This window comes from Allobosea sp., from assembly GCF_030694325.1.
Taxonomy (GTDB): Bacteria; Pseudomonadota; Alphaproteobacteria; order Rhizobiales; family Beijerinckiaceae; genus Allobosea.
The window spans coordinates 1-21812 of the sequence record NZ_JAUXYO010000118.1 but is presented as its reverse complement, the minus strand read 5'-3'; the positions used below and the strand labels follow the sequence as shown (position 1 = coordinate 21812).

At 68.4% G+C, this 21812-nt stretch carries 20 protein-coding genes; 9 read left to right on the top strand and 11 right to left on the bottom strand.

The features are described 5' to 3' along the window. Together Q8M82_RS07190 and Q8M82_RS07185 are read left to right on the top strand one after the other, a co-directional pair. Window positions 1-1594 (top strand): ABC transporter ATP-binding protein (locus Q8M82_RS07190; protein ID WP_305690690.1); only part of this gene is annotated, 1594 nt, incomplete at its 5' end. A gap of 2 nt (window positions 1595-1596) precedes the next feature. Further along, window positions 1597-2814 carry a phosphopentomutase gene (locus Q8M82_RS07185; protein ID WP_305690689.1) on the top strand — a complete coding sequence of 406 codons (1218 nt, stop codon included), beginning with the start codon at window positions 1597-1599 and terminating at the stop codon, window positions 2812-2814. Window positions 2815-2816: 2 nt separating this feature from the next. Here the strand turns inward: Q8M82_RS07185 and Q8M82_RS07180 are convergent, their stop codons facing one another. The 7 genes from Q8M82_RS07180 to murA all read right to left on the bottom strand — a co-directional run bounded on the left by Q8M82_RS07180 (window position 2817) and on the right by murA (window position 9061). Beyond that, a complete protein-coding gene (locus Q8M82_RS07180; protein ID WP_305690688.1) occupies window positions 2817-4274 on the bottom strand; it encodes a methyl-accepting chemotaxis protein in 1458 nt (485 codons plus the stop codon). Continuing rightward, entirely contained in the window at window positions 4271-4429 is a 159-nt protein-coding gene (locus Q8M82_RS07175; RefSeq protein ID WP_305690687.1) for a hypothetical protein, read from the bottom strand. Before Q8M82_RS07175 ends, Q8M82_RS07180 begins: the two co-directional genes overlap by 4 nt. A 516-nt stretch (window positions 4430-4945) precedes the next feature. Continuing rightward, window positions 4946-5350 (bottom strand): arsenate reductase/protein-tyrosine-phosphatase family protein, encoded by a 405-nt coding sequence (locus tag Q8M82_RS07170; protein WP_305690693.1) that lies wholly within the window; start codon window positions 5348-5350, stop codon window positions 4946-4948. A 45-nt stretch (window positions 5351-5395) separates the two neighbouring features. After that, window positions 5396-5884 carry a UPF0262 family protein gene (locus Q8M82_RS07165; RefSeq protein WP_305690686.1) on the bottom strand — a complete coding sequence of 163 codons (489 nt, stop codon included), beginning with the start codon at window positions 5882-5884 and terminating at the stop codon, window positions 5396-5398. Window positions 5885-5932: 48 nt separating this feature from the next. Beyond that, window positions 5933-7225: a histidinol dehydrogenase gene (gene hisD / locus Q8M82_RS07160; RefSeq protein WP_305690685.1), complete on the bottom strand. Its 1293-nt coding sequence runs from the start codon at window positions 7223-7225 to the stop codon at window positions 5933-5935. Window positions 7226-7292: 67 nt separating this feature from the next. Beyond that, the gene (locus tag Q8M82_RS07155) at window positions 7293-7739 is read right to left on the bottom strand and encodes a DUF2948 family protein (RefSeq protein WP_305690684.1); all 447 of its coding nucleotides are present in this window, start codon (window positions 7737-7739) and stop codon (window positions 7293-7295) included. Window positions 7740-7771: 32 nt separating this feature from the next. Beyond that, window positions 7772-9061: a UDP-N-acetylglucosamine 1-carboxyvinyltransferase gene (gene murA, locus Q8M82_RS07150; protein WP_305690692.1), complete on the bottom strand. Its 1290-nt coding sequence runs from the start codon at window positions 9059-9061 to the stop codon at window positions 7772-7774. A 513-nt stretch (window positions 9062-9574) separates the two neighbouring features. On the opposite strand from murA, the gene Q8M82_RS07140 reads away from it, so the two are divergent. The 4 genes from Q8M82_RS07140 (at window position 9575) to Q8M82_RS07125 (ending at window position 16136) form a co-directional block, all read left to right on the top strand. Then, window positions 9575-10531 carry an enoyl-CoA hydratase-related protein gene (locus tag Q8M82_RS07140; protein ID WP_305690683.1) on the top strand — a complete coding sequence of 319 codons (957 nt, stop codon included), beginning with the start codon at window positions 9575-9577 and terminating at the stop codon, window positions 10529-10531. A gap of 133 nt (window positions 10532-10664) precedes the next feature. Further along, complete coding sequence (locus Q8M82_RS07135; RefSeq protein ID WP_305690682.1) at window positions 10665-12989, top strand: putative bifunctional diguanylate cyclase/phosphodiesterase; 2325 nt, start codon at window positions 10665-10667, stop codon at window positions 12987-12989. Between the two features lie 217 nt (window positions 12990-13206). Further along, the gene (locus Q8M82_RS07130) at window positions 13207-14664 is read left to right on the top strand and encodes a dihydrolipoyl dehydrogenase family protein (protein WP_305690681.1); all 1458 of its coding nucleotides are present in this window, start codon (window positions 13207-13209) and stop codon (window positions 14662-14664) included. A gap of 23 nt (window positions 14665-14687) precedes the next feature. Continuing rightward, on the top strand, window positions 14688-16136 hold the full coding sequence (locus tag Q8M82_RS07125) for a sensor histidine kinase (protein WP_305690680.1): 1449 nt from the start codon (window positions 14688-14690) through the stop codon (window positions 16134-16136). 7 nt (window positions 16137-16143) lie between these two features. Here Q8M82_RS07125 and Q8M82_RS07120 read toward each other — a convergent pair whose 3' ends face one another. Then, window positions 16144-16773 carry a S24 family peptidase gene (locus Q8M82_RS07120; protein WP_069054066.1) on the bottom strand — a complete coding sequence of 210 codons (630 nt, stop codon included), beginning with the start codon at window positions 16771-16773 and terminating at the stop codon, window positions 16144-16146. Between the two features lie 164 nt (window positions 16774-16937). Between Q8M82_RS07120 and Q8M82_RS07115 the strand changes: the two genes are divergently transcribed. Together Q8M82_RS07115 and Q8M82_RS07110 are read left to right on the top strand one after the other, a co-directional pair. Continuing rightward, window positions 16938-17282, top strand: a complete 345-nt coding sequence (locus tag Q8M82_RS07115) for a DUF952 domain-containing protein (protein ID WP_305690679.1) — start codon at window positions 16938-16940, stop codon at window positions 17280-17282. Continuing rightward, entirely contained in the window at window positions 17279-18367 is a 1089-nt protein-coding gene (locus tag Q8M82_RS07110; RefSeq protein ID WP_305690678.1) for a quinone-dependent dihydroorotate dehydrogenase, read from the top strand. Before Q8M82_RS07115 ends, Q8M82_RS07110 begins: the two co-directional genes overlap by 4 nt. A 145-nt stretch (window positions 18368-18512) precedes the next feature. Here the strand turns inward: Q8M82_RS07110 and Q8M82_RS07105 are convergent, their stop codons facing one another. The 3 genes from Q8M82_RS07105 to Q8M82_RS07095 all read right to left on the bottom strand — a co-directional run bounded on the left by Q8M82_RS07105 (window position 18513) and on the right by Q8M82_RS07095 (window position 21296). Continuing rightward, window positions 18513-18782 (bottom strand): DUF6460 domain-containing protein, encoded by a 270-nt coding sequence (locus Q8M82_RS07105; RefSeq protein WP_305690677.1) that lies wholly within the window; start codon window positions 18780-18782, stop codon window positions 18513-18515. A gap of 83 nt (window positions 18783-18865) precedes the next feature. Beyond that, window positions 18866-19546 (bottom strand): response regulator, encoded by a 681-nt coding sequence (locus tag Q8M82_RS07100; RefSeq protein ID WP_192642720.1) that lies wholly within the window; start codon window positions 19544-19546, stop codon window positions 18866-18868. A 112-nt stretch (window positions 19547-19658) separates the two neighbouring features. Beyond that, on the bottom strand, window positions 19659-21296 hold the full coding sequence (locus Q8M82_RS07095; protein ID WP_305690676.1) for a cisplatin damage response ATP-dependent DNA ligase: 1638 nt from the start codon (window positions 21294-21296) through the stop codon (window positions 19659-19661). A gap of 122 nt (window positions 21297-21418) precedes the next feature. On the opposite strand from Q8M82_RS07095, the gene Q8M82_RS07090 reads away from it, so the two are divergent. Beyond that, a partial coding sequence (locus Q8M82_RS07090) for an SGNH/GDSL hydrolase family protein (protein WP_305690675.1) occupies window positions 21419-21812 on the top strand: 394 nt, incomplete at its 3' end.

The window sequence follows — 21812 nt, the reverse complement described above, 5'->3', positions numbered from 1 at the left end:
CGTCGCCTTCCGCCAGGGCGGGCGCGAGACGCTCGCGGTCGACCGTGTGTCCTTCGAGCTCGCCAAGGGTGAGACGCTGGCGATCGTCGGCGAGTCCGGCTCGGGCAAGTCGGTCACAGCGCTGTCGATCCTGAAGCTGCTGAACTATCCGGCCGCGCATCATCCCTCCGGCAAGGTGATGTTCGAGGGACAGGACCTGATCGCGGCCGACGAGGACGCGATGCGCAAGGTCCGCGGCAACGACATCACCATGGTGTTCCAGGAGCCGATGACCTCGCTCAACCCGCTGCACATGATCCAGAGGCAGATCGGCGAGATCCTCGAGCTCCACAAGGGCCTGCGGGGCGACGCCGCGCGGGCCCGGACGCTCGAGCTGATGGAGCTGGTCGGCATCCGCGACGCTGCAAGCCGTCTCGACGCCTATCCGCACCAGCTATCGGGCGGCCAGCGCCAGCGCGTGATGATCGCGATGGCGCTGGCCAACGAGCCCCATCTCCTGATCGCCGACGAACCGACCACGGCGCTCGACGTCACCGTGCAGGCGCAGATCCTCAAGCTCCTGAAAGAGCTGCAGGAACGTCTCGGCATGGCCATGCTGTTCATCACGCATGATCTCGGCATCGTCAGGCGCATCGCCGACCGGGTCTGCGTGATGCTGAAGGGCCAGATCGTCGAGCAGGGGCCGGTGGCCGAGATCTTCGGGAACCCGCAGCACGCCTACACCCAGCGCCTGCTCGCCGCCGAGCCCAAGGGCCGCCCTGCCCCGGTTCCAGACGATGCCGCGACGCTGGTCGAGGCCGGGCCGATCAAGGTCTGGTTCCCGATCAAGACCGGCTTCCTGCGCAAGACCACCGGGCATGTGAAGGCAGTCGACGGCATCTCGGTGAGCGTGCGCGAGGGCGAGACGCTTGGTGTCGTCGGCGAGTCCGGCTCGGGCAAGACGACGTTGGGCCTTGCCATCCTCAGGCTGATCTCGTCGGAAGGGCCGATCCTCTTCCTCGGCGACCGGATCGACGGGCTGTCCAGCGCCCAGGTGCGGCCCAGGCGCAAGGATCTTCAGGTCGTCTTCCAGGACCCCTACGGCTCGCTGTCGCCGCGCATGTCGGTGGCGGAGATCGTCGCCGAGGGCCTGACGGTCCAGGCGAAGCAGCAGAGCTATGCGCAGCGGCGCGAGGTGGTGGCGCGGGCCCTCAGCGATGTCGGGCTCGATCCTTCGGCGATGGACCGCTACCCGCACGAGTTCTCGGGCGGACAGCGCCAGCGCATCGCGATCGCGCGGGCCATGGCGCTCGATCCGAAATTCGTCGTGCTCGACGAGCCCACTTCGGCGCTCGACATGTCGGTGCAGGTGCAGATCGTCGCGCTGCTGCGCGACCTGCAGGCGCGGCGCAAGCTGGGCTATCTCTTCATCAGCCACGACCTCAAGGTCGTCAGGGCCATGGCCCACCGCGTGATGGTGATGCAGAACGGCCGGGTGGTCGAGGAAGGTCCGGCGGAGACGATCTTTTCGCAGCCCCGCGAGGCCTATACCCAGGCGTTGCTCGCGGCGGCGCTGAACATCGAACCGGCGTCGAGCGCCGCGGTCCGGGACTGACCATGGCGCGCGCCATCCTGATCGTCCTCGATTCCGTCGGCTGCGGCGGGGCGGAGGATGCGGCGGCCTATGGTGATGCCGGCGCCGATACGCTCGGTCACATCGCCGCCGCCTGCGCCGCGGGAGCGGGGGACCGGGTGGGCCTGCGCAGCGGGCCGCTGCGCCTGCCCCACCTGGCCCGCCTGGGGCTGGCCCATGCCTGCGAGGCCTCGACTGGAACCGCTCTGGCGGGAATCGCCAGGCCCGCCACGCCGGCGGGACGCTACGGCTACGGCGTCGAGCTTAGCCAGGGCAAGGACACGCCGTCGGGGCATTGGGAAATCGCCGGCTGTCCGGTCTCGTTCGCCTGGGGTTACTTTACCGATCTCGAGCAGTCGTTCCCGCCCGAGCTGGTGGCAGCGATCATCCGCGCTGGCGCCCTGCCCGGCATCCTTGGCAACAGGCATGCCTCGGGCACGGCGATCATCGACGAACTCGCCGGGGAGCACATCGCGACCGGGAAACCGATCTGCTACACCTCCGTCGATTCCGTGCTGCAGATCGCTGCGCATGAAGAGCATTTCGGCCTGGAGCGGCTCTATGCGCTGTGCCGGGCGGTGCGGCTTCTGGTCGATCCCCTACGGATCGGGCGCGTCATCGCCCGCCCCTTCGTCGGGACGCCCCAGACCGGCTTTACCCGCACCGGCAACCGCAAGGACTTCGCCATTCCCCCGCCGGACGAGACGATCCTCGACCGGCTCGCGGCACAGGGTCGGCCGGTCGTCACCGTCGGCAAGATCGGCGACATCTTCGCCCATCGCGCCACGGGCGAGGAGGTCAAGCCCTTCGGCAACGCCGCGATGTTCGAGGCGGCCCTGGCGGCCTGGGAGCGACTGCCCGATGGCGGCTTCTGCTTCGTGAATCTGGTCGATTTCGACACGGAGTTCGGGCACCGCCGCGACGTACCGGGCTATGCGGCGGCCTTGGAAGCGTTCGATGCGATGGTTCCGCGGCTCGAAGCGGCACTTCGTCCCGGCGATCTCGCGATCCTCACCGCCGATCATGGCAACGACCCGACCTGGCCCGGCAGCGACCATACGCGCGAGCATGTGCCGATCCTCGCCTTCGGCCCGGGCATCGCGCCGGAGCCGATCGGTCGCCGCGAGAGCTTCGCGGACATCGCCGCGACGCTCGGGCACTGGCTCGGGCTCGGCCAGGTCGGGCCCGGCCGAGGCTGGTAGGCTCAGGCGGCCGCGACCCGCTGGCAGAACGCGGCGACCTCGGCACGGATCTCGCGCGCCTGACCGGCCAGCGCCTCGGCGGAGCCTTGAACCTTCTCCGCGGCATGGTGGGCGCCCTCGGTCATTGCCTCGAAGCTGGCCACGATGTCGGCGCTGCGCCGCGCGCCCTCGAACGACATCCGCACCTGATGGGCGATTTCGGAGGTCGCCTGCCCCTGCTGCTGAACCGAAACCGAGATCGTCTCGGCGACGCGCTCGACGTCGCCGATCGCCGCGACGATATCCCGAATCGCCGTCAGGGATCGGTGGGTGGCGTCCTGCATCGCGCCGATCTGGGCCGAGACGTCGTCCGTCGCCTTCGCGGTCTGCGCCGAGAGCGTCTTCACCTCACTCGCGACCACCGCGAATCCACGCCCCATCTCGCCGGCGCGCGCCGCCTCGATCGTCGCGTTCAGGGCGAGCAGGCTGGTCTGGGCGGCGATGCTGCGGATCAGTTCGACGACAGTGCCGACCGTCTCGCTGTTGCGCGCGAGCACCTCGATCTCGCTGCTGGCCCTGCGGGCGAGTTCGGAAGCCGTCGTCGAGCCTTGGGCGGAGTGCATCACGCTGCGACCGATCTCGGCGATCGACAAAGCGAGTTCGTCGCTCGCCGCCGAGAGATGGTCGATGCTCAGCATCGTTTCCGCGGAAGCGTCCGAGACCATGATCGTCTTCCGCCTCGCCCGATCCGAGGTATCGGTCAGGGCCATGGCTTCGCCATGCATGTCGTCGGCGGAGCGATCGAGCTCGGCCATCTCCTGCTCCATGCGGACATGGAAGCCGGCGACGATCTCGCGCAGCGCCTCCGAGCGCTGCCGGATCTCGTCCGCCAGGCGCTTCTCGCGCTCGCCCGCGGCCCGCTCCCGCTCGGCGATTTCCCGGGCCCGGGCGAGGCTGTCCGCGTTCATCAGGAACATGCGCTCCATGAGGATGGCGATGATGGCGAGGAAGGTCGTCTCCACGACCACGATGACGGCATGCAGCAGGACGCGCAGCAGGCTGCCCCCCTGGAAGAACACCGCCGAGGGCAGGAGATATTGGAGAACGAGATGATGGGCCGCGGTGAGGGCAGCCCCCGCCACGATCGGGCGCCAGTCGCAGAAGCCGGCGAGCATCGCCAGCACCGCGAAATAGTACATGTGCATGTCGGGCTGCCAGGGGTGGCCGGCGAGGCTGGCCACCATGATCGAGACCTGGGCGATCAGGACGATGGCAATGCCGATCTGCGTGACGACCGTCGCGCCCCGGCGCGCGTAGAGCAGCATGGCGCTTGCCGCCATGAAGAAGGCCAGCATGACCGGCAGCAGCCCGTCATGCCCGCGCAGGAGATAGATCAGCGCCAGCAGCGGCACATGCAGGAAGCCTAGACCGAGCAGGACCCAGGCCACGCGGTGGCGGATCGCATCGAGAGTCCAGGTCAAGACCGCCCCTCCCGCTCGCCCGCGATATCGAGGCAGCCGGCCAGGCCCGCCAGCGTCGCCACCAGGAGCGCCCCCTCGGGCCGTTGGGCAGGTGCCTGCCCGTCACCGAGCGGAGCGACGATCACGACGAAGCCCATGCGCCCGGACCGAAGCACCCGATGCCCCGCCGCGAGGCTGCGAGCGAAAGCCTGCTCGGCGGAGGTCCAGGGGGAGAAGACGATTGCCGTGGGCTCGTCGCGAACGGACCCGCCGCCGACGGCAAGGGGTACGAGTACGACAAAAGGGCTGGCGAGCGCGATGAGGGACAGACCAGTCCAGTCGCGACCCGAGAGCGCCTCTCGGCGCGACGGGCGAAGCGGCGTTGTCGAATGCATTGATGGCCCGAAGGTTAGACGACCGCCCGCAAGCCCCCCAGCAGACGCCTGACCATGGACCGATCCGGGTTAAGGCTTCGCTACACTTGCGAACATTGGTCGAACTGTTGCGATCGATCGAGGAGCTCGCGCCGCAACTTGCCCAGGATGCTATTTTAAGTTGCAGCCTCGGTCCTGATGTTCCCAGTTCGATATTGGGCGCGACCGATGCGAAGCGTCCTCTCGACCCCTGGCATGACAATCCGGCGCTACGATACCAAACCTGATCGCTCGCCGGCCTGCCGCCCCTGTTGCGGGTCAACCGGTCAGGCGGTCCTTGATGCGGCGCATCAGCCCGTCCCGGACGGCACGATAGGCGTCCAGGACCTGGTCGCGCGATCCCTGCACGACCGTGGGGTCCACCGTCGGCCAGTATTCGACATCCGCCGCGACCGTCCGTGTGAGATCCAGCGCCTTGTGATGCGCCTCCGGGGACAGCGAGACGATGAGGTCGAAATTCAGGCCCTCCCACTCCTCGAGTTCCTCGATCGACTTCGGTTTATGCTTGTGCGCATCGATCCCGATCTCGTCGAGGACCGACAGCACGAAGGCGTCGACCTCGCCGCGCCGTGCTCCGGCCGACTGGACATAGACCGACTTGCCGAAGAAGTGCTTCGCCATCGCTTCGGCCATCGGCGAGCGGACGGCGTTGTGCGCGCACATGAAGAGCACGCTCTGGACCTTGCGCGAGGCGGGCGGCTCCAAGCCTCAGCCCTTCCAGTGCAGCGCATAGATCAGGGTGAAGAGACGCCGTGCGGTGTCGAAGTCGATCTCGACCTTGCCGGCGAGCCGCTCGACCAGGATAGCGGCAGCCTCGTCGTGCAGCCCCCGACGTCCCATATCGATCGCTTCGATCTGCGACGCTGTCGCCGTGCGGATGGCGGCGTAGTAGCTCTCGCAGACCATTGCATAGTCCTTGACGATGCCGCGAAAGGGCGTGAGCGACAGGTGATGCGTGATCACGGGGCCCCCATCCGCCTCCCGGATCTCGAAGACCAGCCGGCGCTCGACCATGGCGAGATGGGCGAGATAGGGGCCGCCGGCATGACCCGGCAGCACGAACCGGTTGCGCTCGATCAGATCGTAGATGGCGACGGCGCGCTCATGCTCCTGATCCGGTGACCCGCCGCCGAGCGAGGACGGATCCAGCGTCACGCCGACGAGGCACTGCTTCGCGGATGTCTCGGCCTGGGGCATCGGTCCCTCCGGTCGCGCCATGGCGGTCTGCTGCTCCGAGGCGTGCGCTCAGAGATTCAGCCTGATCGTCACGGAACGGCCGTGCGCCTGCAAGCCCTCGGCCTGCGCAAGTTCCGTCGCAGCGGGCGCCAGTGCGCGCAGGGCTTCGGGGCCGCACTGCAACAGCGATGTCCGCTTCATGAAGTCGAGTACGCCCAGACCCGAGGAGAATCGGGCCGAGCGCGCAGTCGGCAACACATGATTGGGGCCGCCGACATAATCGCCGATGGCCTCCGGCGTATGGCCGCCGAGGAAGATCGCGCCGGCATTGCGGATCATGGCCGACAGACGGTGCGGGTCGGCCGTCATGATCTCGAGATGCTCCGGCGCCAGCCGGTCGACCAGCGGCACCGCCGCCTCGAGATCGGCTACGAGCAGGATCGCACCAAATTCGTCCCAGCTGCGGCCGGCGATCGCGGCGCGCGGCAGCGTCCGCAGCTGCGCCTCGACGGCCCGCTCGACCCGCTGGGCCAGGTCCGCATCGTCCGTCATCAGGATCGACTGGGCGGAGACGTCATGCTCCGCCTGGGCCAGCAGATCGGCGGCGATCCAGTCGGCATTGGCGGTCCCGTCGGCGATGACGAGCACTTCGGAGGGGCCGGCGATCATATCGATGCCGACCTGGCCGAAGACGCGGCGCTTGGCGGCGGCGACATAGGCATTGCCCGGGCCGACGATCTTGGCGACGGGCGCGATCGTCTGCGTTCCGTAGGCCAGCGCCGCCACGGCCTGGGCCCCGCCGATCCGGTAGATCTCGTCGACGCCGGCCAGCCGCGCCGCGGCGAGGACGAGGGGGTTGCTCTCGCCCCGCGGCGTCGGGGCCACCATGACCACGCGCGGCACGCCGGCGACCTTGGCGGGGACGGCGTTCATCAGCACCGAGGACGGGTAGCTCGCCGTGCCGCCGGGCACGTAAAGCCCCACCGCCTCGATCGCGCTCCAGCGCCAGCCGCTGGCGACGCCGGCGTCGTCGGTGAACCAGGCGTCCTGCGGCTTCTGGCGGAGATGATAGGCCTCGATGCGCGCCCTTGCGGTCTCGAGCGCGGCGATCTGGGCCGGTGTGCAGGCTGCGACGGCGGCGTCGATCTCCTCGGCCGAGACGCGCAGGGTCGCGGCCGTCACGTCGAGGGCGTCGAAGCGGCGGGTGTAGTCGATGACGGCGGCATCGCCCCGCTCGCGCACCTGCGCGATGATGTCGGCGACGATGCGATCGACCTCTTCGGAGACTTCCCGCTTGGCCGAGAGCAGATCGCGGAACGCCGCTTCGAAGGCGGTCTTGCTGTCGTCGAGCCTGATCGGCATCGCTGTCCCCGGCTGGTGCTGTTCGGCTGGTGGTGGCTGGTGGTCGACGCGTCCGCGGCGAAGCGCCTCAGGCGTCCTCGGGATGCTCCGGCTTGCCGAGCGCTTCCCAGACCGGGCCGAGGTCCTTCATCTGCGCCTCGATGCACTCGACCGCGAGCCTGATCGCGGCACCTTCCGAGAAATGCAGGGTGATCTCGCCCATCGGCGCCTCCCCCTCGGTGAAGCCGATCGCCAGCAGGCTGAGCACCCGGTCGCTCATCGCCTTGTCGATCCCGGTGCTGCGCACCGACATCACACGGTCGAAATGCAGAGCCGCCAGCCGGCGCCGGCGCTGGCCCCGTGCCGCCCCTTCCCAGTCGAACCGCCTGGCGGCGAGGGCGAAGCGCCTCTCCGGCGGCAGCCAAAGAACATCCGCCACCTTCAGGACGGCGTCCTGGAGGTGGGCCGAGAGGATCGCGAGATCATCGGCATCGAGCGCGATCAGTTTCAACGGGTCTGCGGCGTCATCCGACATGGAGGTGTTCTTGGCCGTGGCATCCCCTGACGTCAACCGCTGAGACGCTCGACCTGGGCACCGCAGCGCGTCAACTTGGCCTCGAGCGCCTCGAAACCACGGTCGAGATGGTAGACCCGGTTGATCGTGGTCTCGCCCTCGGCCGCAAGACCCGCGATCACGAGCGAGACCGAAGCGCGCAGATCCGTCGCCATCACGGGCGCGCCGGTGAGCTTGGCGACCCCTTCGACATGGGCACAATCGCCCTCGAGCCGGATCTTCGCGCCGAGGCGGGCCAGTTCCTGCACATGCATGAAGCGGTTCTCGAAGATCGTCTCGCGGATCCGTGAGGTTCCCCTGGCCTTCGTCATCAGCGCCATGAACTGAGCCTGGAGATCCGTCGGGAAGCCGGGAAAGGGATCGGTTTCGACATCGACCGCCTCGAGCGGCTGCCCGTTGCGGCGCACCCGGATGCCCTCATTGGTCGAGGAGACCTCGACGCCGGCCTTGACCAGCACGTCGAGCGCCGACTGCAGCAGGTCCGCCCGCGCGCCCTCGAGCAGGACGTCGCCGCCGGTCATCGCGACGGCCATGGCGTAGGTCCCGGTCTCGATCCGGTCGGGCAGGACGGCGTGATGCGCGCCGCCCAGGCGCGCGACGCCGGTCACCACGATGCGGCTCGTGCCGGCGCCCTCGATCTTCGCGCCCATCTTGGTCAGGCAGGCGGCGAGATCGGTGACCTCGGGCTCGCGGGCGGCATTCTCGATGACCGTGGTGCCCTGCGCCAGGACGGCGGCCATCAGGGCGGTGTGCGTGCCGCCGACAGTGACCTTCGGGAAGACGATCTCGGCTCCCTTCAGCCCGCGGGGCGCGCGGGCGATGGCATAGCCGTTCTCGATCTCGATCTCGGCGCCGAGTCGCTCCAGCGCCATCAGCAGCAGATCGACCGGGCGCGTGCCGATGGCACAGCCACCCGGCAGCGAGACCCTGGCCTCGCCCATGCGGGCGAGGATCGGCGCGATCACCCAGAAGCTGGCGCGCATGGTGGAGACGAGTTCGTAAGGCGCGCAGGTATCGACGATCTGGCGCGCGGTGAGCGCGATCGTCTGGCCCGTCTCGGCAGACTGGCCGATGCGCTTGCCGGCGATCGAGCGGTCGACACCGTGATTCGAGAGGATGCGCGACAGCGCGCTGACATCCGACAGGCGCGGGACATTGGCCAGGGTCAGCGTCTCGTCGGTGAGCAGGCTGGCGATCATCAGCGGCAAGGCGGCGTTCTTGGCGCCGGAAATCGGAATGGCGCCGTCGAGGCGCTGGCCGCCGGTGATGCGGATCTTGTCCATCATGAAGTCCTGCTGAGCCATCCGGCGAAAGCCGGTGGCGAGAAATGTCGGTGTCAGGACCGGTCGCAGTCGGCCTGGGCTCGTGGCGCCTCGTCCTGCGCGGGCGCCTCCTCCGCGCGACGAGCCCGGGCCTGAGCCTTGCGGCGCTTCAGGTTCTCCCGGAGGGCGGCGGCAAGGCGCGCCCTCTTCTCCTCGTCTGCGGCTGTCTGGCGGTTCACGGCAACAACTCGGTACCGGGGTTGAACGCTCATATCGAGGCGAAATCGCGGCGCATCGTTAGCCGCCCGCGCCGCTTTGGACAAGCCGAACGGCGGCGCGGCATGGCGATTGCTCGTCCTCTGGTACGGTTGTGTCGAGCGCCCCGTCCCGGCACGCTGCAAAAGGTTAACGTCTGACGTTAGGTAATAAAGGTTAACGTAATTAACCATTCGAGCGAGATTTCATTTACAGTTTGTTAACTTCACGTACGTTCTCGGCATCGCAGCGGACGCTCGGCGATACGGGATGAGCAGCATGTTTCAGTCAGTTGCTTCGGTCATGGACTCCCCTCCCCCGGCTTTGCTGGAGAGCTGCGAGGTCATCGACGCGATCCGCCGCCGCGCGGGTTTCCTGCCGGAGACGCAACTAGCCTACGAGCCTGCGATCCAGACCCTGTGGGTCACGATCCGGCCCGAGCTGAAGCCCGTCTTCACGCTGCAGCTTCTGGACAGCCTGGTGAAGATCCAGTCGGCGATCGTGGCGCTCTGGGGGGCGCCCGATCAGTATCACCGTGCGCCGGTCCGCTTCCTGGCCTTCCGCGGCAGGGGCCCGTTCTTCACGCTAGGGGGCGATCTCGATTTCTATCTGGACTGCCTGGCCAAGAACGACCGTGCGGCGCTGGCGGAGTATGCCCGGCTTTCGGCAGCCGGCGCGGTGCTGAACGCGAGCGGCCTCAACGGCCTGGTCGTCACGCTCTCGACGATCCACGCCAAGGCGATCGGCGGCGGCATCGACGCGCCGCGCTCGTGCAACGTGATGATCGCCGAAGAGCAGGCTTCGTTCGTCTACCCCGAGATCAAGTTCAACCACTTCCCGATCACCGCCGTCGCCATCCTGTCACGCCGGATGGGTGCGCGTGCGGCGGAACGGATGCTGATGTCGGGCGAGGAGATGAGCGCGCAGGCCTTCTTCGAGGCCGGCGGGCTGGAGGCCGTGGTGCCGACGGGCACCGGCGAGGCCTGGATCCGGAAATACGCCCAGGATTCGCTGCCCATTCATGCGGCCAAGACGGCGCTGTTTTCGGCCTTCAACCGGCGGGCCGGGGACCTGCAGCAAGAACTCGACCAGCTCGGGCAGATCTGGACCGACTGCATGCTGCGCCTGACGCCGAGCGCGATCTCAAAGCTGCAGCGGATTGCGCAGACGCAGGACCGTATGCTGGCGAGGATGTACCAGCGACCGGCGACCGGCGGCCTCCGGCTCGCCCTGTGAACGCAGCTACCGTCTTGGTTGCGGGCCGGCGCAGCAACACCAAACATTTACCTCTCAGCCTCTAAAAGCGTTTAATCGGGGAGTTTTGCAGGCGCTGGGGCAGCGTGTGCGGCGGCCACCTAGGCGGGATGAGATGGCGCTCGGGCTGAGGGAATGGTGGACTGCCAGGCAGCGGCGCCCGGGCGAGGGTTTCGACCAGCCCAGCTACGCCCTGCTGGTCAGCTCTTTGTTCTCGTCGCCGGCCTCGATCATTCCCGGCGGCGTCGCGGGAATCCTGACACCTTTTCTGTGCTGGATCTCGACCGGCCTGGCCCTGTTCGAAACGCTGACAATCGTGGTCGCGCTGATCGTGCTGCTGCGTCTGGCGACCTTCGTCTCCTATCGCCGGAGAGACCATTCGCGGGACGGCTATGAGGAAACCCGCCGCTGGGACCGGGATTACTTCCTCGGCGCGACCGCCTTCAGCGCTGTGCTCGGCTACAGCTGCTATGCTGCGCTGACGCATACGGACGACCCCGCAGCCCACATCACCTCGGTCGCCTCGACCATCGCCATCGCCTCGGGATACGTCTCTCGCAATGCAGGACGGCCGAAATTCGTCGCCGTGCAGTTGCTGACCTTCTGCGTGCCGATGGCGATCGGGCTGATCCAGGCCCACAACGTCTATTACCAGTATATCGGCTATTTCGCGTTCCTGTACGTAGCGGCCAACATCGCGATCACCAACTCGCTGCACCGGAATCTGCTCGCGCTCAGCGATGCGACCAAGCAGTCGAAGGCCCTGGCGTCGGCCCTGCATTCACAGAACCTGACGCTCGACGCGGCCCTGAACACCATGATCCACGGGCTGGCGATGTTCGACCGCGATCTCAAGCTCGCCGTCAGCAACGCGCCGCATCTCGCGCTCTACGGCCTGCCGGAGACGCTCTCCCTGCCGGGCACGCCGATCTCGGCGATCGCGCGATTCCTGGTCGAGCGACAAGTGGTCGCGGCGGGCCAGTTGCGCGATTTGCGAGAGGCGCTGGTCGAAATCCAGGCCACGCAGCAGACCACGAGCCGGGAAATCCAGACGCGGAACGGCCGGATTCTGGTCGTGACCTTCGCACCGGCCGCCGAAGGCGGCGTGCTAATGTCGACAGAGGACGCGACCGAGCGGAAGGCGACCGAGGCGCGGATCGAACAGATGGCCCGCTTCGACGAGTTGACCGGCCTCGCCAACCGTTTCGAGTATAATCGCTCCATCGCCGACTCCTTCGGGCGGCTGGAGCGGACCGGAGAGGGATTCGCCCTGCTCTATGTTGATCTCGACGGCTTCAAACAGGTCAATGACAGCCTCGGGCACGACATCGGCGACCGCGTGCTGATGGAGACGGCCGAGCGGCTGCGCGGCGCCATCCGGGGCGACGACCATCTGGCGCGCTTCGGAGGCGACGAGTTCCTGCTGATCCTGCCGGCCGCGAACCACGCCGTCGTCACCGCCATCGCGCAACGCATGATCGACGCGATGGCGCGTGCTTTCACCCTGGACAACAAGACCGTCTACGTCACCGCCAGCATCGGCATCGCCATGGCGCCCGCCGATGGCGCCAATCCGGCAGACCTGCTGCGCCACGCCGACACCGCGCTCTACAAGGCCAAGGCCGCGGGCCGCAACACGCTGATGTTCTTCAATCCGACGATGGCCGAGGAGATGCTGGAGCGTCACGAACTCGAGGTCGACCTGCGCAAGGCCTGCGAGGACGGCTCGCTGGAGCTGTTCTATCAGCCGATCATCGACCTGCGCTCGGGCGACGTGGTTTCCCGCGAGGCGCTGATGCGCTGGCGACATCCGACGCGCGGGATGGTTCCCGCAGGCCAGTTCATCCCGATCGCCGAACAATCGGGCCTGATCGCCGCCATCGGCGACTGGGCGATCCGGCAGGCCTGCAAGGATGCCGCCTCCTGGGAGAAGCATATCGGCGTCTCCGTCAACATCTCGCCCCTGCAGTTCCGCGACCCGCATCGCATCATCGAAGCGGTAAAGCTCGCGCTGATCACATCCAGCCTGCCCTCGCACAGGCTGACACTGGAGGTGACCGAATCGCTGCTGATCGAGGACAACAAGACGACGCTGGGCGTCATCGACGAGTTGCGCACGCTCGGCGTGACCTTCGCGCTCGACGATTTCGGCACCGGCTATTCCTCGCTCGCCTATCTCTCGACCTATCCCTTCGCCCAGGTGAAGATCGACCAGAGCTTCACGCGGACGGTGCACTCCAGCGAGGCGTCCAAGGCGATCATCGAGGCGGTGTGCCAGTTGGCGCGCCGGCTCTCGATGAATGTCGTGGTCGAGGGCATCGAGACCGAGCAGCAGCGCATCGCGGTCCAGTTGCTGGGGGCGCAGCGGGCGCAGGGCTATCTCTTCGGCAAGCCCGCGCCATGGGGAGCCGTCGTGGAAAAGGGCCGCCACGTGGCCTGAACCATCGGGCCGGCCCAAAGGCACGGGCTCGCGACGGCACAGAAAGCGGCTCACGCGACGATGCCGCCTTGATTCTGCTCCAGCGACGACGCATCAGCGATTGTGGTTCTTCACCCGCAAGCCAAGGAGACGGCATGATCGCATCCGACGCCCCGTTCGCATTGCTGCCCTCGCAGCCTGACGGCGGCAGGATCCCGTCGCGTGCCGGAGCGTCTGCTTGAGCGACCCTGCGACGTCCTCCACCTCGTCCGCGCCCCTGATGCCGGACCTCTGCGTGATCGGCGCGGGGGCCGGAGGTCTGGCCTTCGCGACCGCTGCCGCGGCCTTCGGTGTCGCCATCGTCGTCGTCGAGCGCGACCGGATGGGCGGCGACGTCGACGACGCCGTCATCGAGGCGCTGGCCGCCGCCGGAGCGCGGGCCCAAGCCGTCCGTGAGGCACGGCGGTTCGGCATCGTCGCGGCAGAGCCCGAGATCGACGACGCGCAACTGCATGACCACATCCAGCGCGTGCTGGCGGCACAGACGCCCAATGTTTCAGCCGAGCGCCTGACCGCGCTCGGCGCGACCGTGCTCCGGGGAGAAGCGCGTTTCGTCAGCCGCAGCACGGTGATGGTGGCCGACCAGGCGATCAAGGCGAGGCGCTTCGTCATCGCCACCGGCGCCCGCACGGTGGCGCCGACCATTGCCGGCCTCGACGGCATCCCGCATCTCTCACTGGCGGATCTGGCCTCCCTGACGCGCCGGCCGGAGCGGCTGATCGTGCTCGGCGGACAGGCCAAAGGCGTCGCGATCGCGCAGGCGATGCGGCGCCTCGGCAGCCAGGTGGCCTTGGTCGATGAAGGCGATCTGCTCGGGCGCCACGATCCTGAGGCGGTCGCCATCCTGCGGCGGACGCTCCTGCGGGAAGGGGTGGCGTTGTACGAGCGCGCGACGATCGATCGCGTGGAGCGGATGAAGGGCGGTGTGCGGCTGGTGATCGCCGGTGGCGGCAGCGGCTCCGAGCGGACGGTCGAGGGTTCGCATCTCCTGCTGGCGGGCCCCACGGCGCCCGCCATCGACGGGCTCGACCTCGAACTCGCGGGAATCCGGCGCGGGCCGGACGGTATCCAGGTCGATCGCGGCCTGCGCTGCACGAACCGCCGCGTCTATGCGATCGGCGACTGTGCTGGCGGCGCGCCCGGCTCGGCCGGTGGTGGCCATGTCGCCGAGGAGCACGCCCGGCTGGTGCTGCGCAACGCCCTGTTCCGACAGCCGGGCGCCTTCGCACCGCTGGCTGCGCCCGTGGCGACGCGCACCTTTCCGGCGATCGCCCGTGTCGGCCTGTCGGAGGCGGATGCCCTCGAGAAGGGACCGGTCCGCGTCCTGCGCTGGCCCTATGCCGAGAGTGCGCGAGCTCAGGCGGAGCGGACGACGGACGGCTTCGTGAAGCTCGTCACCGACGCGAAGGGCAGGCTCCTGGGTGCCAGCATCGTCGGCGCACAGGCGGACGAGCTGATCGCGACCATCGGCCTGGCACTGAAGCGCGAGATGAGCGCTCCCGAACTGGCGGAGCTGCTGGCGCCCTGGCCGTCGCTGTCGGAGGTCTCCAAGCGGGCCGCGGCCTCCTCCCTGGTTCCCCTCGCCACCAAGCCGCTCCTGCGCCGCATCATCGGCATCCTGCGCCGTTTCGGTTAGGTTACGCGCCGATGCAGCCTCAGATGCCCGACAGGGGACAGATCTCGATCAGCCTGCCCCGCGGACTGACGCGGCTTGGCCTGTCGGCGAAGCTGCTCGTCCTGACGGTGCTGTTCGTCATGCTGGCGGAGGTGCTGATCTATCTGCCCTCGGTCGCCAATTTCCGGCGCAACTGGCTCAACGACCGGCTCGCAGCGGCGCAGATCGCCGTGCTGGTGCTGGAGGGGGCGCCACAGGACGGCCTGCCGGACGGGAGCGAGAACCGCCTTCTGATGGGCGTCGGCGCCCGCGCGATCGCAGCACGCGTCGGCGGGGCGAGGCGGCTGCTCAGCCTCGATTCGATGCCGCCCGCGGCCGTCTCCCGCACGGTCGACCTGCGCAGCATGGGCTGGGCCGAGGCGATCGGCGACGCGCTGGAGACGCTGGTGATGCCGCCGGCGCAGATGCCGATCCGCGTCATCGGCGAGGCGGTCGGCGGGGCCGATTTCGTTGAGATCGTCATCGACGAAGCCCCGCTGCGGCGGGCCCTGCTGAAGTTCTCGGGCAATCTGCTGCTGATCTCGCTGATCATCTCGGGGCTGACGGCGGTCGCCGTCTATCTCGCGCTCAACTGGATGATCGTCGGCCCGATCCGCCAGCTCGCCGCCAATGTCATGGAATTCGAGATCGATCCGGAGAACCCGCACCGGATCATCGAGCCGACGCAGCGGGCCGACGAGATCGGCGAGGCGCAGCGCGCGCTGGCGCGGATGCAGATGACGCTCGCGGGCGAGTTGCGGACCAAGAAGCATCTGGCCGAGCTCGGCCTCGCGGTCAGCAAGATCAATCACGATCTGCGCAACATGCTGGCGTCCGCCCAGCTGATGTCGGACCGGCTGACCGAGACCCGCGACGCCAAGATCAAGCGCTTCGCGCCGCGCCTGATCGCGACGCTCGGGCGCGCCATCGATTTCTGCCAAGCGACGCTGGCCTATGGCCGGGCGGCCGAGGCGACCCCAGTTCTGAGAGACGTGGCCCTGCGCCAGCTCGTGGCGGAGCAGGCCGAGATGCTGGGTCTCGCGGAAGCAGCGCTCGTGACCTTCGCCAACGAGGTCCCGAGCGATCTCGTGGCTCCCTGCGACCCCGACCAGATGGCGCGCGTCCTGCTCAACCTGATGCGCAATTCGGTTCAGGCCCTGACGCAGGCCGGCGCAGAAGCTGGCTCGAGGCCGATGCTGGCCGTGCGGGCCGAGCGCGACAACGGCTCGGTCGTCCTGCGCGTGGCCGATAACGGCCCGGGCGTGCCCGAGCGCGCGCGGGCCAACCTGTTCCAGGCCTTCCGCGGCTCGGTGACCCCGGGAGGAACGGGGCTTGGGCTCGCGATCGCGGCGGAGCTCGTGCGGCTGCACGGCGGCACGATCGCGCTCGAGCCCTCGGAGACCGGCGCGGTGTTCAGGGTGACGTTGCCGGCCCCGCGGATGATTGCGGCCTGAGCAACGGCTATTGGCTCGCCCAGATCACGCGGGCCATGAAGGCGATCTCCGCGAGCGGCAGCACGCGGTCGCCATGCTCGGGGTTGAGCGAGGCGAGCTCCACCGTCTTGGCGGTCTGGCGCTTGAGCTGCTTGGCGAGCACCTCGCCCTCGACGGTCTTGACGACAACGCGGTCGCCACGGCGCACCGTCGCCGTCGGCGAAACGATGATCGTGTCGCCATCGCGGTAGAGCGGCAGCATCGAATCGCCGGAAATCTCCAGCGCGTAAGCCTTTTCGTCGGCGACGCCGGGGAAGGCGACCTCCTCCCACCCCGTGCCGACCGGAAAGCCGCCATCGTCGAAGAAACCGCCGGAGCCCGCCTGGGCGAAGCCGATCAGGGGGATGGTGCGCGAGGGCGCCGCGCCCCGCCGCATCACCACGCTCATGAACTCCTCGAGCGAGGCGCCCGTGGCCGCCAGGATCTTCGCGATCGATTCGGTCGAGGGCCAGCGTTCGCGCCCGTCGGGCCCGATGCGCTTGGAGCGGTTGAAGGTCGTGGCGTCGAGGCCGGCTTTCCGCGCCAGGCCCGAGGCGGTGAAGCCGTAGCGTTGGGCGAGCGCGTCGATCGCCGTCCAGATCTGGTCGTGGGAGAGCACCGCGCGCGCCTCGCAGGGATGTTGCCGTCAACCGGGGATAACCATAGGAAATATCCCCTATGGCATGAGACTTCAATCTGATTTTGATCCCAGCGGCGATAAAAATTGGCGAAGCCTCCTGACAGCCGCTAAGCCGTCCGCAGCCCCATCTGCCGAGGTCGCCCGTGCCGCTCATCTACAAGATCTGCCCCGACAGCCTGTGGCGCGCGGCCGAAGCCGAAGGGCGCTTCGACGGTGCCGCCATCGATCTCAGCGACGGCTACATCCATTTCTCGACCGGCGACCAACTCCGCGAGACAGCGGCGAAGCACTTCGCCGGGCAGCGCGATCTGTTACTGATCGCGGTGGATGGCAACAAGCTCGGCGAAGCCCTGCGCTACGAGCCCTCGCGCGGCGGAGCGCTGTTCCCGCATCTCTATGCGTCGCTCGGCACGCGGGACGTGCGCTGGGTGGTGCCGCTCGCCCAGGGGCCCGATGGCAGCCCTGTTATTCCGGAGGACATCGCGTGATCGGCTCGCTCTTCAACCTCGCCCGGCCGCTCATCCACAAGATGGATGCCGAGACCGCGCATCGGCTGACGGTCGCGGCGCTGGCAGCCGCTCCCCCTCTGAAGCCGGCCGCGGACGACCCGGTCCTGGCCACCGAAGCCTTCGGGCTGTCCTTTTCCAACCCTGTCGGTCTCGCGGCCGGCTTCGACAAACATGCCGAGGCGGTGGACGGGGCGCTCGGGCTCGGCTTCGGCTTCGTCGAGGTCGGCGGCGTCACGCCCCTGCCCCAGCCCGGCAATCCGAAGCCGCGCGTCTTCCGGCTGGTCGAGGATGCCGCGGTGATCAACCGCTACGGCCTCAACAGCGACGGCATGGAGTCCGTGGCACAGCGCCTGGCCGCCCGGCGGGCGCGCGGCGGCATCGTTGGCGTCAATCTCGGCGCCAACAAGGACTCGGCCGATCGGGCGGCGGATTATGCGGTGCTGACCCGCAGGCTCGCGCCTCTCACCGATTTCGTCACCGTCAACGTCTCCTCGCCCAACACGCCAGGGCTGCGTGATCTGCAGGCGGAGACTGCGCTCGACAACCTGATCGCCCGGGCGCTGGAGGCGCGCGACGAGGCGGCGGCGGGGGGGCGACCGACGCCGATGCTCTTGAAGATCGCGCCCGATCTCACCCTGCCGGAACTCGACGGCATGATCGCGGTCGCGCGGCGGCGCAAGATCGATGGCCTCATCGTCTCGAACACCACCATCGCCCGGCCGGAGACCTTGCGCAGCCCGTCCAGGGGCGAAGCCGGCGGGCTTTCGGGCAAGCCGCTCTTCACCGCCTCGACGCGGCTCCTCGCCGAGGCCTTCCTGCGGGTCGAGCGGCAGTTCCCCCTGGTCGGCGTCGGCGGCATTGATTCGGCCGCAACCGCCTTCGCCAAGATCCGCGCCGGGGCCGATCTCGTGCAGTTCTATTCGGCGATGGTCTTTCAGGGGCCGGGGCTGGTGAAGACGGTCAAGGCCGGCCTCGCCGCGGAAGCGCGCCGCGCCGGACTGCCAAAGCTCGCCGCCCTGGTCGGGCGCGACGCCGCCGCGATCGCGGCAGGCAAGGGTCTGTAGCGGCGCCGGCGGCCGGCTCTTGCGTCCGCCGCCGACGGCGGCTCGTCCTGAACGCCCAGTATCTACGCTGGGCGCTGCCAGCCATCTGCTGATCGTCCGCCTCGGTGCCGCGCTGCGAGCGCTGCCAGGCTGAACTGGCTGCTATTCAGCGGCGGGCCGCGAACAGCCGCGACAATAGCCAGAGCGGAACGACCAGGAGCGCGCCGCCGATGATCCATTGGCCGACTTCGCGCAGCGCGCCGAAGCCGAGATCGCCGAGCGAGCGCACGAAACGCGCCGCGGTCTCGAACAGCGCGCGGGGCGAGAGCCCGAGGAACGCCATCGCCGCGCCGACGAGCAGCGAGATGAAGAGCAGCCGCACGAGCACGCCGAGCGGTGAGCCGCCGAGAAAGCGTTCGATCCTGCCGTTGGCCATGGTCTAGCAAGTCCCCGATCCGCGCCCATCCGGCGCCCGGATGGTTGAACCGCGGCTGAACGGGCTGTCAACCCGCTGGCGGATCAGGAGGTGGCGGAGGCTCCGGCCGTGGCCCAGGCGGTACCGGCGATCTTGGCGGCGGCGATGACGGCCTGGGTGCGGCTGTCGACGTCGAGTTTGGTCAGAATTGCCGAGACATGCGCTTTCACCGTCGCTTCCGAGACGCCGAGCTCATAGGCGATCTGCTTGTTGAGGAGCCCCTCGGACAGCATCATCAGCACGCGCACCTGCTGGGGCGTCAGCGTCGAGAGGTTGCGCACCATCGTTGCCGTCTCGGCATCGACCGGCGCGGTCAGATCGACGCCCGGCGGCGTCCAGACGCCGCCTTCGAGCACGGCGCGGATGGCCTCGCCCATCTGCTCGACATCGGCCGTCTTGGGCAGGAAACCGAGCGCCCCGAACTCGATGCAGCGGCGGATCACAGCCGGATCGTCATTGGCAGAGACCACGATGACCGGGATCTCTGGGTGGTCGGCGCGCAGGAAGAGCAGCCCCGAGAAGCCTTGGACGCCCGGCATGGTGAGATCGAGCAGGACCAGATCGGCATCGCCGCCGCTGTCGAGCGCCTCGGTCAGCGCCTCGAGCGAGCCGACCTCGCTGACATCGGCGCCTTCCAGCGCGGTCGAGACGGCCTGGCGCAGGGCGCCGCGGAAAAGCGGATGATCATCCGCGATGACGATCCGTGTCGACGGCTGTCGTTTCATGGGATCCCATCCTCATGCCCGGCCCGCATTGTGCCTCAATCGGACACTGGTTCAAGCCGTCGGCTCGGGCGGCCGACGGGCAGGCTGTGGACCATCCGGCGGCGGCGCGCAATCAGCCATTCGGCGGCAGCAGCGCCTCCAGCGCCTCGATCCGGTCCGCCTCGCGCGGGGGCTTGTCCCAGCGGATGCGGCTGATGCGGGGAAAGCGCATCGCGACGCCGGATTTGTGACGGGTCGAGCGCTGCAGGCCCTCGAAGGCGACCTCGAAGACGAGACCGCTGTCGGTCGTATGCGTGACCTCTCGCACAGGGCCGAAGCGGTTGAGCGTGTGCTTGCGGACATAACGGTCAAGCTCGACCAGTTCCTCGTCGGTGAAGCCGAAATAGGCCTTGCCGACCGGCACGAGCTCGTCAGCTCCACCCTCGCCCACGCGCCAGACGCCGAAGGTGAAATCCGAATAGAACGAGGAGCGCTTGCCATGGCCGCGCTGGGCATACATCAGCACGCAGTCGATCAGCCTCGCCTCGCGCTTCCATTTCCACCAATGGCCCTTGGGACGGCCGGGCAGATAGGGCGAGTCGAGGCGCTTGATCATGCAGCCCTCGACCGCCTCGGCATCCGCACCCGCGCCCGCAGCCGCAGGGTCGGCGCGCGCGGCGGCCAATGTGTCCCAGTCGCTGAAGGAGATGGGCGGGGAGAGATCGACGATGGGGCTGGCGAGGCGGGCGACGAAAGCCTCCAACCGGGCCCGGCGGGCCGCGAGCGGCAGTTCGCGCAGATCCTCCTCGCCATCGACGAGCAGGTCGTAGGCGCGGATATGCGCGGGATGCTCGAGCAGCATCTTGGGCGTGACACTCTTGCGGTTCAGCCGCTGCTGCAGGCTGTTGAAGCTCTGCACCGCCGCCTCCCGCCGCACCAGCAACTCGCCGTCGAGGGCGCCATCCTGCGTCAGCGCCTCGACCACGTCCGGGAAGGCGGCGGCGACATCCTCGCCGGTACGCGAGAACAGTCGCGTGACCCGTTCGCCATCGGGCCGCGTGCCGGTGACGGCCTGGACGCGGATGCCGTCCCATTTCCATTCGGCCTGGAATTCGGCCGGGTTCATCTTGGCGAAATCGCCGTCCTCGATCGGGTGCGACAGCATCACCGGCCGAAAGGGCGCGGGATCGGTCGCCTCCGGCCGCGGCCCCCGGCCCTCAAGCCAAGCGAAGAGCGCGGCATAGGGCGGCTCCAGCCCGTGCCAGACCTGTTCGACCTCGTCGGCCGGGATGCCGCCGAGACTGGCGGCGGCCGTCTTGGCGAGGCGCGCGGAGACGCCGATGCGCAACGAGCCGGTGATGAGCTTCAGCAGCGCCCAGCGACCGGTCTCGTCGAGCGCGTCGAGCCAGGAGGCGATAAGGCGCGGCAGCTCGGTCTTGCCGACGCTGCGCAGCCCTTCCACGACGTCGGGCAGATGCGGCACATCATTCGCCCCGTGACGCGCCGGCCACATCATGGCGACCGTCTCCGAGAGATCGCCGACATAGTCGTAAGAGAGCGCGAACAGCACCGGGTCGGTCCGCTCGGCGATGAGAGCCCGCACGAGGCCCGATTTCGCATTGGGAAAAATCAGCCCGCCGGTCATCGCCGCGAGAGCCAGGCCCCGGTCCGGATCAGGCGTGCTGCGCAGATAATCCGCGATCAGCGCGAGCTTGGCATTGCGGCGCGGCTCATAAGCCAGCCGGTCGAGGAGCCAGGCGAAGCGGTTCACGAGGCCCGCCTCCCGCACTGAGGGGCGTGTTCAAGAACGCGACGGTCGCTGCAGCGCATCATTCAGTTTCCATTCATGAACGGTGCGGCAGGCTGTTTTCCGCTGAGGGGGAATTGCTGCCGATGCGTATCGCCATCCGGGCCACGGGCCTCGCCATCGCCTTGGCGACTGCATTGACGGGCACCGTCCAGGCCGGCTCCTTCACTTGCCGCGAAACCCCGATCGTCTCGCCGAACCAGAAGCTCGCCTCGCTCACGCCGCGGATCGCGACCGGCGGCAAGCTCGAGATCCTCGCGATCGGCTCGTCCTCGACCGAGGGCGTCGGAGCCACGACGCGCGACAGGAGCTATCCGTCTCGGCTTCAGACCTTGCTCTCGGCGGCCTGGCCGCGTGTCCAGGTCACCATCGCCAATGCGGGAATCGGCGGCGAGATCGCGCCCGAGACGCTGGCGCGCCTGAAGAAGGTGCTGGCCGAGCGCCGTTACGACCTCGTGATCTGGCAGGTCGGCACCAACG

Coding starts and splice junctions, on each gene's coding strand:
- Q8M82_RS07140 (WP_305690683.1), top strand. CDS start 9,575: ATGTTTCAGTCAGTTGCTTCGGTCATGGACTCCCCTCCCCCGGCTTTG.
- Q8M82_RS07185 (WP_305690689.1), top strand. CDS start 1,597: ATGGCGCGCGCCATCCTGATCGTCCTCGATTCCGTCGGCTGCGGCGGG.
- Q8M82_RS07105 (WP_305690677.1), bottom strand. CDS start 18,782: ATGGCCAACGGCAGGATCGAACGCTTTCTCGGCGGCTCACCGCTCGGC.
- Q8M82_RS07135 (WP_305690682.1), top strand. CDS start 10,665: ATGGCGCTCGGGCTGAGGGAATGGTGGACTGCCAGGCAGCGGCGCCCG.
- Q8M82_RS07100 (WP_192642720.1), bottom strand. CDS start 19,546: ATGAAACGACAGCCGTCGACACGGATCGTCATCGCGGATGATCATCCG.
- Q8M82_RS07155 (WP_305690684.1), bottom strand. CDS start 7,739: ATGTCGGATGACGCCGCAGACCCGTTGAAACTGATCGCGCTCGATGCC.
- Q8M82_RS07125 (WP_305690680.1), top strand. CDS start 14,688: ATGCCCGACAGGGGACAGATCTCGATCAGCCTGCCCCGCGGACTGACG.
- Q8M82_RS07165 (WP_305690686.1), bottom strand. CDS start 5,884: ATGCCCCAGGCCGAGACATCCGCGAAGCAGTGCCTCGTCGGCGTGACG.
- murA (WP_305690692.1), bottom strand. CDS start 9,061: ATGGACAAGATCCGCATCACCGGCGGCCAGCGCCTCGACGGCGCCATT.
- hisD (WP_305690685.1), bottom strand. CDS start 7,225: ATGCCGATCAGGCTCGACGACAGCAAGACCGCCTTCGAAGCGGCGTTC.
- Q8M82_RS07170 (WP_305690693.1), bottom strand. CDS start 5,350: ATGTGCGCGCACAACGCCGTCCGCTCGCCGATGGCCGAAGCGATGGCG.